Here is a 12,931-nt window from a genome sequence, read left to right as displayed (position 1 = left end):
ATGTTGTTACCGAACATCAAGGAACCTGCTACTGGTTCGCGGATGCCGTCAATGTCTACGGGAGGGGCTGCGATGAATGCAGTGATGTAGCAAATTGTGGCTGTCAGTAGTGTAGGAATCATCAAGACGCCGAACCAACCTACATAGAGGCGGTTGTCGGTCGATGTGACCCAGTTGCAAAACTGATCCCACAAGTTAGCGCTTTCGCGCTGCTGTAAGGTGGCTGTCATGTGTTTATGATTGCGTTATTTGGTTGTCAATGTTCGGATGATGTCTCTATTATTAACGATGCCGTGAAGGTTTGTAAAGGCCTGTAGCGACAGTTAAACTGATGAAGGTGATAAGGAAAGCTGATGAACCCTGCTGCCAGGGGGAAAACACATCACGCGGCGGTCTTCGGCACATCCTACCTTTTAACGCGGAACTGGTGGCAGCGGAGGTTGAGAAGGCACAGGAGGTGGCTCGATCGGCAGTGGAGGCGCAGGATTTCGAGCTGGTGGCGCACTGCTGAACTGCTGGAGTTGCTCTGGGGTGAGCGATCGCAAAATTCTCAGTCCGAGAGTGTCTCGCGAGATGCTTAGAGCGTAGTTCGGCTGTAAATACGGGCGGAAATTTGATTTGTTGTTCAAATAGGTTTCCATGAAGGCTACGCTGAGTCCGTTGACGTAGCGGCGGGCTAAAGCAGGTTCGGGCCCGATGACATCTGGTGGTGGCAGAAATACGCTTTGAGGGGAATCCTCGATCGTTGAGAAGTGAGTCCCGTTGTTCATCAGTACCAAATATTTGTTGGGCGATGTCAGCCAAGTGAAAGGTTGAATTTGTTCGAGCAAAGCTGGGGCGACTGTATCGGCGCTGCCTCCGACTACCATGATTGGGATTTTTATTTGGCTGAGGTTTGTCTCTCCGAGAATGCTGCTGGCGATCGGGTTGATGGCGATCGCAGCTTTGATGCGCGGATCTCTGAAATTGTACTGGTTGCGATCTAGGCTGCGGGCGCGGCACTGCAACAGCAGGGAGAGGTTCCAAGTTTCGTTTTGTCGCTGGCAGTCTTTTTCTAGCTGGGCAAAGTTAATCCCCGCTCCGGCTAATGTTAAAGCTGTATAGCCACCGAAAGACTGGCCGATGATGCCGACTCGCTCCAAGTCGAGCAGCCCTCGGTAGGCAGGATTGGTAGTCGAAAGTTTGGTTAAATAATCGAGCAAATCTTTGATGTCCAGGGGGCGGTTGACAAATTCCGCTGGTTCTGTTACTTCGTTGGTTTTGCCTGTTACTAGGTTTTGGATTTGTTGGGCGTTGCTGCCTGGATGTTCGGGAACGGCGACGGCAAAGCCGTAGGAGGCTAGCTGTTTGGCTAAATACTCGAAGGAAGTGCGATCGGAACCTAAACCGTGAGAAATTACTACTACAGGGGCCGGTTGCGGGCTTTGCAGCGGCAGGTAAATGTCCATATCAAAGGTGCGATCGCGATTTGGACTCGTCAGAGTTACCGATGATTTTTTCCAAGTATAGGGCCCCGGTAGCTGGGGCTGTAGCATTTCTGCAGGCGGTATCGCTGGCTCAGAGGCTGCTGCTGCTTCCGACAACTTGATGACTCCGGCGATCGCCCGATTGGAACGGTTGATCAGCGATGTCAGGTTATCGGCGATACCCAAGGCGCGCGCAACGTCAATCCTGATGCCGTAAGTAGGGAATTTTTGCAGCACGTTGAGAATTGTCAGGCCTTCTGGATCGGCGGCTGCTAAAATCAGGGCCGCTCGGATGGCATAAAATCCGGGCTGCCGAGCTTTGGTTTGAACTACTCGGCCCAAGCGTTCCAGCAGCACTTCTCCTTGAGGCGTGTAGAGGAATTGGGCGATCGTCACGGGGCTGATTTCAGCTTTCGCTTGCAGGGCGCTGCGAATCTGAGCTAGCTGAGCTTTTTTGGCGTACTGAGCAAAGCCGTCCAAGTTCGAGTCTATTTTGCCTTCTTTGGCGAATAGTGCCAAAGATTCGATCGGAACTGATTCTTCTAGCGGTCCGTAAGTTACGTAGATTCGCTCGGCCCCGAAAGCTGGTGCAGCGGTGCAAACAGCAGTGAATGCAAACAATCCTAGGTATTTGGGGGCGATCGACCGCCGAGTGCGAAGGGCAGCAGTAGAGAGACTCGGAAACAGACAGTTCATAACTTTCATACCTAGCACATTCTAATTAATTAGTCGGTGAAACGGTCTAAATTGTTTCGCCAACATTTAATGCCCAAAAATCTATCAGTTGCTTCGGAAATTAGGTTATCGTGGGAAGCATAGTCTGAGAGTAATTTTATGACCTGAAAACATTCTTCCGAAATTTTTAATTCAACGCGCCCGGGGTCAGTCGATTTGAGATTTTAAATTTCCTGGACAGAGGAATCGCCAAAGCAGGAACAAAAGTCTAAAATTTAGGGCACAGAACAACAAAATTCGGGGGCTTCTATCCATCTTTGGGCGAGGGGTCAAACCTACGGTTATGCCCATTGATTATTTTTTCAGCTATCCAACATATTTGCGATCGAGTTTGTAACTAGAGTCTGAATGAGAAAATTTATCATGTTCAATGCAACTGCTATCCTGATTGACGCTTTTGTGCAAGAGCTGCAGGCCGGCTACCGCCGCACCTACGGCAAGTACAAGCCTGACTATCCAGAAATTATCGCCTGGGCGGGGACGATGGCTCTGGAAAATATCGCTAACTGCGATGCTTTGTACCACAATGTGGAACACACAATGCTCGTGGCATTGGTGGGGCAAGAAATTCTGCGGGGTAAGCATATTCGCGAAGGGGGAGTGTCGCCGGAAGATTGGCTGCACTACCTGATCTCGCTGCTGTGCCACGATATCGGCTACGTGAAAGGTGTTTGTCGCCAAGACCAAGAAGCTGTCGGACTCTACGCTACGGGTATTGACGGGGGCATGGTTTCTGTACCGGTCGGCGCTACTTCTGCCAGTTTAACTGCTTATCATGTCGATCGAGGAAAACTCGTAATTGACGAACGCTTCGGTGGCCACACCTTAATTGATGCCGAACAAATCAAGCGCAATATTGAATTGACCCGCTTCCCAGTTCCTGCTAGCGAAACTCATCAAGACAGAAACAATTATTCTGGACTAGCCAGGGCCGCCGATTTGATCGGTCAGTTGAGCGACCCCAATTACCTGCGAAAAATCAGTGCGCTATTCTACGAATTTGAAGAAGTCGGCACTAATAAAATCTTGGGCTACAATTCTCCGGGAGATTTGCGACAAAATTACGCCAAGTTTTATTGGAACGGAGTTTTTCCTTACATTCCAGCAGCTTTGAACTACTTGGAATTAACCCAGGGCGGCAAACAAATTATTGCCAACCTCTACGCTAACGTGTTTCAAGTAGAACACGCTGAACCGCTCGCTTTCAACAAAACAAACGCTCAAGAATTAATTAAATCCCGTGCTAATAACAACTTGAACGGCGAACACAACAACGATCGCCTTCAACTTTCTACCTCCGGGGATAACAAGAAATTTAGCGAGTTTGCCGATCTAAATTTGTGAGAGATTTATCGATATAATTCAGCAGCTATAAACGCCAGTTATAATTACAACAAATGGTAAATCTAGAGCTGCTGAATTTTTTTATTGAGTTATAATATAACTAAGGAATGACAATTAAATAATTGTTACTTACTCGTTTGCTCGTTTGCTCGTTACCAGGCTCTACCTGGTAAGGCATATCCAGAAGTTCTGCCTCTCTTTACTCCACCACTTTTGAAGATAGAAAAATGTAACAAATGTTTAAAAGATTCAAGTCTTGTTCCTAAGAAATCCTTGTTGTTTAGAGAGAGTTAAGTGATGACAACCAACAACATAGAAGTCGTTTTTAGCTTTGATACAACTGGCAGTATGTATCCTTGCTTGACGCAAGTTCGCCGGAAAATTAAAGAGACGGTGACAAGACTGCTTGATGAAATTCCTGGCATTCGCATTGGCATTATTGCTCACGGGGACTATTGCGATGCTGGCAGCACTTACGTGACTAAACACCTCGATTTGTCGGGCGATGCGGACAAGATTTGCAATTTTGTGCAAAATGTAGAACCAACTGGCGGTGGCGATGCTCCAGAATGTTATGAATTAGTCTTGCACGAAGCTCAATCACTTTCTTGGACTCCAACTAATTCCAAAACATTGGTACTCATTGGCGATGACATCCCGCACGCACCCGCTCAAACTCCTCAAAAACTTAACTGGCGTCAGGAAGTAGATAAGTTAGCACAGATGGAAATTGCCGTTTACGGCATCCAAGCTCTCAACCGTAATCATGCTACTTTATTCTACAAAGAACTAGCCGAAAAGTCTGGCGGTTTTCACCTCAATCTCGACCAATTTTCCTACATTACAGATTTGTTTTTAGCAGTTTGTTACCAACAGTCATCTAACGAACAACTGCAAGCTTACGAGCAAGAAGTTGTCAGTGAAGGTCGCATGAGTCGCGGATTAAACAAGATGTTTGATACCATGCTGAAGCGGGAAGGCGCTGCTGTTTACGAATCAGCCGAATTGCGAGCTGTCAAACCGGGGAGATTTCAGATTCTAGAAGTAGATAACGAGATTTCAATTAAAGCTTTTGTGCTGGAGAATGGTTTGGCTTTTAAAACCGGGCGCGGGTTTTATGAGTTTACTAAAACAGAAACTATCCAAGGTAAGAAAGAAATTGTGCTGATGGAGCGTTCGACTGGGGATTTATTTGAAGGAGAAGCGGCGCGAGAAATGTTGGGTTTGCCAATGGGGGAGACTGTGCGCCTCAAACCGAGCAATCTAGAAAAGTATGCGGTTTTTGTGCAAAGTACCTCGGCGAATCGCAAGCTGATGGGGGGGACTCGTTTCCTTTATGAAGTTGAAGATTGGGATCGTTAATCGATTTTAAACGTCCAAACAACAACCGCAGATTGAGGTAGATAATGCTAACATTTTTATTGTGTTTGTGATTTGTTTGTCCTACACATCTGCGGTTAAAAAATATACACTTTTAAGTTAATATGCAACCAGACATTCAGCAGCGAGTTAAACAGTTGAGGGATCAGCTACAGCAAGCTAGTTATGCTTATTATGTTCTTGATGCGCCGATTATGGCTGATGAGGTGTACGATCGCCTTTATCGACAGTTACAAGAGTTAGAATCAGATTATCCTGAATTAATTACTGCCGAAAGTCCGACTCAGCGCGTGGGAGAAAAGCCGGCTACTCAATTTTTTAGTGTCAAACACAATATTCCTCTCTACAGTTTGGAAAATGCTTTTAATTTTGAGGAATTTGCTAAATGGCAGGAACGCTGGCAGCGAATTGCACCCCCCCTAACCCCCCCTTATCAAGGGGGGGGACAAGATGGAATTACGCCTATTCTTAGCAACGAAGAAAACAAAGAAATTACTCCCCCCCTTAGCAAGGGGGGGCTGGGGGGGGTTTCCTATGTTTGCGAGTTAAAAATTGACGGTTCTGCTTTAGCGTTAACCTATGAAAATGGGGTTTTAGTTCGCGGTGCGACGCGCGGAGATGGGATTGCGGGAGAGGATATTACTCAAAATGTCAAAACTATTCGTTCGATTCCTCTCAAGCTGAATTTAGATAATCCGCCGCCTGTGGTGGAAGTGCGGGGAGAGGCTTTTTTGTCTTTGGCTGTGTTTGAGGAAATTAATCGGGAACGGGAAAAAGCGGGGGAACAATTGTTTGCTAATCCTAGGAATGCGGCGGCGGGTACGCTGCGGCAGTTGGATTCTAAAATTGTGGATCAGCGGCGCTTGGATTTCTTTGCTTATACTCTGCATTTAGATGAAGCTAATCAGGAAAAGACGCAAGGGGAATCTTTGGAATTTTTGCGAAGAATGGGGTTTAAGGTGAATCCCAATCGCAAAGTTTGCTATTCTTTGGATGAGGTGCAGGAGTATTACGAATATTGGGATACTGAACGGCGAAATTTGCCTTACATGACAGATGGGGTTGTTGTTAAGATTAATTCGGTTTTGTTGCAAAAACAGTTGGGTTTTACTCAACGATTTCCGCGTTGGGCGATCGCCCTGAAGTATCCGGCGGCCGAAGTCCCTACAATTGTAGAAGCAGTCACCGTACAAGTAGGGAGAACCGGAGCTCTGACACCTGTAGCGGAACTCAAACCGGTACAGTTGGCTGGAACCACGGTTTCGCGCGCTTCTCTCCACAATAGCGATCGACTTTCCGAGCTAAATCTCCACATTGGCGATACTGTGATTGTCAGAAAAGCTGGGGAAATTATACCAGAAGTTGTGCGAGTTTTAACAGAACTTCGCCCCGAAAATGCTCAACTTTTTCAAATGCCTAGTTGCTGTCCCGAATGCGCCCAGCCTGTGGTTCGGGAAAAAGGGGAGGCGGTTACTCGCTGCATCAATACGTCTTGTCCGGCAATTTTGAGGGGTTCACTGATTCATTTTTGCAGCCGGGATGCTCTGGATATTAACGGTGTTGGGGAAAAGTTGGTGCAGCAGATGGTTGACAGCAATCTGCTAAATTCTGCGGCGGATTTGTACGATTTGACTGCGGAAAGATTGATGAGTTTGGAACGCATGGGTAAGAAGTTAGCAGAAAAGTTGGTAAGTGCGATCGCCCAATCCAAAAATCAACCTTATTCCCGCGTACTTTACGGCTTGGGCATCCGCCACGTCGGCAGCGTGAATGCTCAATTGCTGACAGAAAGGTTTGCAAATGTGGAAGAGTTATCAGCAGTATCAGCGGCATCGATTGAGGGCGTTTACGGCATCGGGTCGGAAATTGCACAATCGGTTTCTCAGTGGTTTCGAGTTCCGGCAAATCAAAGTTTAATCGCACGGTTAAAAACTGCGGGATTGCAATTGCACTCAGAAGTGAAAAGTCAGAATTTAGCCGATATAAATTTACAATTTGCTGGTAAAACCTTTGTGCTGACTGGAACTTTGCCGACTCTGAAACGAGATGAAGCCAAAGATTTAATTGTCAAAGCTGGAGGAAAAGTTACAGGTTCTGTTAGTGCTAAAACTGATTATGTGGTTGTGGGAGAAGATGCGGGTTCTAAATTAGAAAAAGCTCAATCTTTGGGGGTAAAACTACTTTCGGAATCTGAGTTATTAGAACTGCTATCGAAACCATAAATGATTGGTGAAAGTCAATATATCTCTGTTTGCTCTTTCTCTGCGCCCTCTGCGCCCTCTGCGGTTCGCAAAAAAGCTGATTCATTTCAGCCGTTTTCAAAGAACATCGCCAACAATTCTATTTCCCTAGGTACAAAATAGCCGATCCTCTTCGAGGGCTGCGCTAACGCGAATTGTGCAATACCTCAAAAGGCATAGAAATCGCGCTCGCGATCGATAAAATATACATACTTCCAGGGCGCTACTGCTTTTTGAGGTTGCCAGTACAGACGAGTTTTGCTAAAATCTGAGATAATTTGCAAGAGTGCACCATCGCCTCCGGCAATTCCCAGCAAATCGCAAAAATCAGAGGAGCTACGTGATGTCGGAAATCCCAGAACAAACACAAACCAATTTGCCGCCTCCAGAAATAAGTTCCGAAACCTCTATTTCTATGACGGAAAACTTAAAAAGTAGCTTGGGAAATATCCTTGGCAGTTGGAAGATTAAAGCAGGATTAGCAGTGGCCGTACTGTTTGGAGTGTTCCTGTTTTGGTTTTACTGGCAGCACATGATTGCAGTGGCAGGTATGAAGAGTTGGGCGAGTCGATCGGGCGCTAGGGCGATCGAATGTATGGTAAGAGATACTAATAACGACCAGTATGTAAGTTGCAGCGCTCTCCTCGACCAGCAAATTGTCCCTCTCGAATGCAGTTCTAGTTTGTTAAACATCGGTTGTCGCGTCAATTACGGAACCGCAGCGCCTAACGTGAAACAAGGAGGGCCAAGAGGTTCTGCTTCTTGATAATTTTTAACTCGCTTGGTAATCGGAAAAATATGATTCTGATGACAAGAATAAATGGTGCGTCAGAATGAGATGAGAGTGATAATTGAAAATCACCTTTCCTGACGCATCCTACCCTTGACTTCTTCCATCTTCCATCTTCCATCTTCCATCTTCCGAGGGAATTACATCCGTTACATCCGTTACATCCCGTACATTGCTCGTTGCCGAACTTCCATCTTCCGACGGAATTACATCCGTTACATCCGTTACATCCCGTACATTGCTCGTTGCGGAACTTCCTTCTTACCAAGGACTTCCGATTAGGGTGAAACTGCTCCAGTAGTAAGGATGAGAAAAATCTTGGTTTTGTTGTAAGTCAGCCGGTAAATTCAATTTGCCCGCTGTTGTTACTAACTGCCCGTTTTCCATCCGAACTTTATGAGCAATCATCGCCTGTTGAGCAAGTTGCAAAGTTTCTGCCTTCGTTGTGGCTCCTCGCAACTGATGGTAAAATTCGCTCATCAGCGCCAAAGTGCCTCCGTCGTCAACATACCACAAACTCCCTAAAGCAGATTTCGCGCCGGATTTTACCGCTAAACCTCCAAAACCTAACTCTGCTTCCCCATCGCCCAAGGCTGTTCTACAAGCACTTAATACTAATAAGTCTACCTGCGGATTGCGCCAATTTAAACTTTCTAGGCGATCGAGCTGCAATTTGGAATTCCACAGTTGAATGTAAGAATTGCTTGGTTTTCCCGGTTGGAAGTCAGCGTGGGTTGCTAGGTGAACTATCCGAAATCCTCTTTTGGCGTGTTCGGAGTTGAGATTATCTAAAGTGAAAGTCGAATTGAGGAAAGATGGCCCATGCCACTGAGCGGAAATCGCCTGTAATTCGATCGGCACACTGAGCAAGGGTTTTTGGTTAACAAATTCTGACCTTCCCATTGCTAGCACTGTGGCATCTGTAACTGCTTTATAATCGCTATTAGTCAAGCTAAAACTCGGAATGAGGCTGAAACTGTATTTTTCAATCAAGAAGCCTTTACCGTCGTGCAAAGCGGCAAAGGGCATACTCCTCAATCCGGGATCGACTGACAGTAACAAAGTCTGAATTCCTAAGTTTTTTAAGTCTTTGTCTAGGGGTGCGATCGCCCATTTATATAATTGCTGGGCGGCGCGTAGATAAGTGGTAGTACCGCGTTTTCCCGGACTGGTGATTTCAGCCTGCAACTCCTGAACAAATGGGAAAAGAGCTGCTCTGTTGGCTTCAGGGACGCTGTAGTGAATCGGCCGTCCCACGGGAGGAACTAAAATTAGTTCTAGTCGATCGGCTAGCGAGACTATGTAGATGATACCAGACCGTTTGCCGGTTTGCTGTTCGATCTTATTTAACGTTTGTTGTAATGTCGCAATCAAGATTTTTTCTTCTGGGAGATTGCCTTTTACCCCCAGGTATTCTCCAAATTCTTGGTTCCTCATTTCTTCGATTCCCGAGATTGTTTTTTCTATGTCGTTACCTTCAAAAAGTTGATCGGGAGACGGAACATATCCCAGAACTAAATTAGAAGTGGGGTTGACTATTGGCGGTTCTGGTGATGGTGGTGAGGGTGGTACTAAGTCCGGGGGTAATGTACGGGTGATAGTGCGATCGAGGGTTAAAACTCGATCGACAGCAGCAACAACGGGATTGTCTAGCGATCGAAATTCGGGGCCTTGAAAGTCTTTGGGATCGAGGGTTGGGGGTTGCCGTGCGGGCTCTTGTCTTTCCGTAGGATCGATCGAAGTGATAGTTACAACCTCAGGGGGAGTTACAACCTCAGGGGGAGTGATAGTTACAACCTCAGGGGGAGTTACAACCTCAGGGGGAATGACAGTTACAACCTCAGGGCGAGTGACAGTTACAACCTCAGGGCGAGTGACAGTTACAACCTCAGGGCGAGTTACAACCTCAGGGGGAGTCGCAGTTACAACCTCAGGGGGAGTCGCAGTTACAACCTCAGGGGGAGTCGCAGTTACAACCTCAGGAGGAGTCGCAGTTACAACCTCAGGGGGAGTTGGCGTTGGCGTCGGAGGGGGAGTTGGCGTTGGCGTCGCGTCGATCGCGGCGTCAGTCGAAAACACAATATTACCAACACTACTAGAACGCGGAAACGACTGCGATGTAATGCTAGATTGTCCCGTTGTAATTGCACCCGCCGTACCGTTGCTAGCAGCATTCCCCACCACAAATGGTTGAATCGGCGTCCCTCCATCTCCCCCAGCGTGCACAATTGTAATTTTGCCACCACCTGTGCCGCCAGCAGTAGAAATGCTAGCAAATCCCGTCGGCGACAGTGGGGTGGAAAAAGTACCCGTAGCGCGGAAAAAATTGCCTGTTATTGCTGTCACCTCGCCACCGGTGCCGCCTGTACCGCCTTGGGCATTGATAAACTCTACTTGAATATCGCCGATCGGATCTAAGAACACATTGCCCGCATTTCCGACTATACCGCTAGAGTTAATTTGTCCGGCCGTAATTGAAGTTATCGCCTTAACCGTTATGTTACCGCCACTGTTTCCCGATGTATTCAAATTGCCGGCGGTGAAATTGTTACCGCTTGTAAATAGAATTTCTCCGCCATTAGCAGTAATATTTTTAACACTTATATCGCCCTTGGCAGTAATATCGACTTTGCCGGCGGTGACATCTCCCGATAAATTGACTTTTTCCGTATTTAGTGCTGTCAATTGTTGCGCGTTAATTGTCGAGTTTCCTGTCACATTGCCAGCATTTTCGATCGCAAGGTTTCCTAATTTGCTGGTGGCACCCACCGAATCGTTGAAAGTGATGCTGCCGCTACCGGAGGCTAGAGTTAAGTTGCGGGCCGCATCAATACTGTCTATCGCACCTCCAAAGGCAATACTCCCCCCGGCTGTACTCAATATCGCATCTTTCCTTAACCCGAGAACACCGTTAATATTTATATTGCCCTGATTAGTAGTAACATTGCCACCTAACTTAGTGCTGCCAGCAGCAATATTAAAACCCGAATTGCTCGCAATATTACCGTTAGTGAATTCCGCCTGCGTTGCGGTAACATTTAAAACAGAAAGTGGTGCTGTTCCTCCGATATTTCCTTGTACCAGCACATTGCCTGTAGCCGCATCTAAGTTCAACAAATGATTACCGTCGATCGCACCAACTATCTTAATATCTCCGCCGCCGGTACTGAGATTAATATCGTTTCCGAGTTGGATAGTGCCGTTAAGGGCGATCGGGTTTTTATTGGTATTGATGCCAGAATTTAAATTAATTGTGGAAGCGTTGAGGGCGATACTGCTGTTGTCATTGCCCGTCAGAGTGCCATCAAGTGCGATCGTCCCAGTTGCCCCTTGAATAGTTACGGGGTCTAAAAATGTGAGATTATTAGGTATACTAACCTTGGCGGTGCTATCCGATCGCCCGATCGCGATCGAGCTAAACCCATTTTGAATAAAATTAAGTTCCGATGGCGTCAAATCTAAAGCGCTAGTATTGTTATCAGTTCCGCCAACCACAATATTTTGTCCTGCTGTTGCTGGTTGCAGCCTTAGCGCGCCCGTACCAGAAACGTTACCTGAAAAATCAATTTCACCGGCAGTTAAAGTCAGCGGGTTACTACCTGCCGATAAACTAGAACCGAAAGCAATAGTTGCATCTCCGAGTGTAAAATTTACAGGAGTATTTAATGTCACCGGCCCACTAAAACTAATGTTGTCATTAGTTGTGGTAATATTTCCGCTCAGGGCAACGCTTCCCGCGCCATTTTGATTAAATGCACCGTCTAAGTTCAGATTATTTAAAATATTTAGATTGCCCGTATTGCTAATTATTAGCGTACCGTTATTGGTAGTGGTCAAAGTTCCTTGCAGATTGATAGTATCAGCCGAAATTCCAATATTGCCAGCTACGTTAATCGCAGAATTTGCATTGATATTTTTTCCGCTAATTTGCAACTTGCTTAAAGAATTAGCATTGCCAACTGCACCATTAAATGTAACATTACCGGTATCCCCATTCACAGTCAACTCGCTACTGCCGTTAACTGTATCATTAAAAGTAAGATTGTCACCTGAAATAATCGGATTATTGGCAACAGTGACAGCATCTCCATAAGTTTGACTTCCCGTAGTTGTCACATTGCCATTCAGTTGAGTTGTGCCGCCAGTGTTAGTGGTGATGCTAGCAGCCTTGACGGCATTAAATGCGGTGGTTCCTGTAGAGTTAGCGGTAATATTTCCTAATGCTGTAGTATTGCCAACTGCACCATTGAATGTAACATTACCGCTCACCGCGTTAGCCGTCAAATCGCTAGTGCCGTCCACAGTATTATTGAAAGTAATGCTGTCACCTGAAAGAATCGGATTGTTGGCAATTGTCACTGCATCTCCGTAGGTTTGACTGCCGGTTGTAGTGACATTTCCCTTTACTTGAGTTGTGCCGCCAGCATCTGTAGTCAAACTCGCGGCATTGACTGTTTGACTAAATGCGGTAGTTCCTGTAGAGTTAGCTGTTATTTTGCCAAGAGCACTTGCAGCACCAACTGCACCATTGAATGTAACATTACCAGTACCCCCATTCACAGTTAAATCGCTGCTGCCGTCAACAGTATCGTTGAAAGTAATCCCGCTGCCTGCGAGAATCGGATTATTGGCAACAGTGACAGCATCTCCATAAGTTTGACTGCCGATTGTAGCGACATTACCATTAAGTTGAGTTGTGCCCCCGGCATCTGTAGTCAAACTCGCGGCATTGACTGTTTGATTAAATGCGGTGGTTCCTGTAGAGTTAGCTGTTAAATTGCCAAGAGCACTTGCAGCACCAACTGCACCATTGAATGTAACATTACCAGTACCCCCATTCACAGTTAAATCGCTGCTGCCGTCAACAGTATCGTTGAAAGTAATCCCGCTGCCTGCGAGAATCGGATTAGTGGCAATTGTGACAGCATCTCCATAAGTTTGACTGCCGATGGTAGCGACATTGCCTTTTAGTTCAG

General features: G+C 46.4%; 6 protein-coding genes and 1 pseudogene. 4 read left to right on the top strand and 3 right to left on the bottom strand.

Annotated elements, in window-relative coordinates; all coding sequences use genetic code 11:
- Both QT998_RS26965 and QT998_RS26960 read right to left on the bottom strand, forming a co-directional pair.
- Positions 1-230: pseudogene (locus tag QT998_RS26965) on the bottom strand (photosystem II q(b) protein); the annotation flags it as partial.
- Positions 231-413: 183 nt separating this feature from the next.
- Positions 414-2,171: an alpha/beta hydrolase gene (locus tag QT998_RS26960; protein WP_333093535.1), complete on the bottom strand. Its 1,758-nt coding sequence runs from the start codon at positions 2,169-2,171 to the stop codon at positions 414-416.
- Positions 2,172-2,564: 393 nt separating this feature from the next.
- Between QT998_RS26960 and QT998_RS26955 the strand changes: the two genes are divergently transcribed.
- The 4 genes from QT998_RS26955 (at position 2,565) to QT998_RS26940 (ending at position 7,931) form a co-directional block, all read left to right on the top strand.
- Positions 2,565-3,545 carry an Npun_R2479 family HD domain-containing metalloprotein gene (locus QT998_RS26955; protein WP_333093534.1) on the top strand — a complete coding sequence of 327 codons (981 nt, stop codon included), beginning with the start codon at positions 2,565-2,567 and terminating at the stop codon, positions 3,543-3,545.
- Positions 3,546-3,842: 297 nt separating this feature from the next.
- Positions 3,843-4,907 (top strand): vWA domain-containing protein, encoded by a 1,065-nt coding sequence (locus QT998_RS26950; RefSeq protein WP_333118869.1) that lies wholly within the window; start codon positions 3,843-3,845, stop codon positions 4,905-4,907.
- A 122-nt stretch (positions 4,908-5,029) separates the two neighbouring features.
- Positions 5,030-7,147 (top strand): NAD-dependent DNA ligase LigA, encoded by a 2,118-nt coding sequence (gene ligA, locus QT998_RS26945; RefSeq protein WP_333118868.1) that lies wholly within the window; start codon positions 5,030-5,032, stop codon positions 7,145-7,147.
- 304 nt (positions 7,148-7,451) lie between these two features.
- Entirely contained in the window at positions 7,452-7,931 is a 480-nt protein-coding gene (locus tag QT998_RS26940; RefSeq protein ID WP_333093530.1) for a hypothetical protein, read from the top strand.
- A 285-nt stretch (positions 7,932-8,216) separates the two neighbouring features.
- Here the strand turns inward: QT998_RS26940 and QT998_RS26935 are convergent.
- A partial coding sequence (locus QT998_RS26935; RefSeq protein WP_333218205.1) for a CHAT domain-containing protein occupies positions 8,217-12,931 on the bottom strand: 4,715 nt, incomplete at its 5' end.

Origin of the sequence: Microcoleus sp. S1D4 (genome assembly GCF_036700765.1) — a bacterium.
Classification (GTDB): domain Bacteria; phylum Cyanobacteriota; class Cyanobacteriia; order Cyanobacteriales; family Microcoleaceae; genus Microcoleus.
This window is presented reverse-complemented; position numbering and strand designations above follow the sequence as displayed.

Bases quoted from the DNA above. Each gene is read 5' to 3' on its own strand.
- QT998_RS26960 (WP_333093535.1), bottom strand. From the start codon at position 2,171: ATGAAAGTTATGAACTGTCTGTTTCCGAGTCTCTCTACTGCTGCCCTT.
- QT998_RS26955 (WP_333093534.1), top strand. From the start codon at position 2,565: ATGTTCAATGCAACTGCTATCCTGATTGACGCTTTTGTGCAAGAGCTG.
- QT998_RS26950 (WP_333118869.1), top strand. From the start codon at position 3,843: ATGACAACCAACAACATAGAAGTCGTTTTTAGCTTTGATACAACTGGC.
- ligA (WP_333118868.1), top strand. From the start codon at position 5,030: ATGCAACCAGACATTCAGCAGCGAGTTAAACAGTTGAGGGATCAGCTA.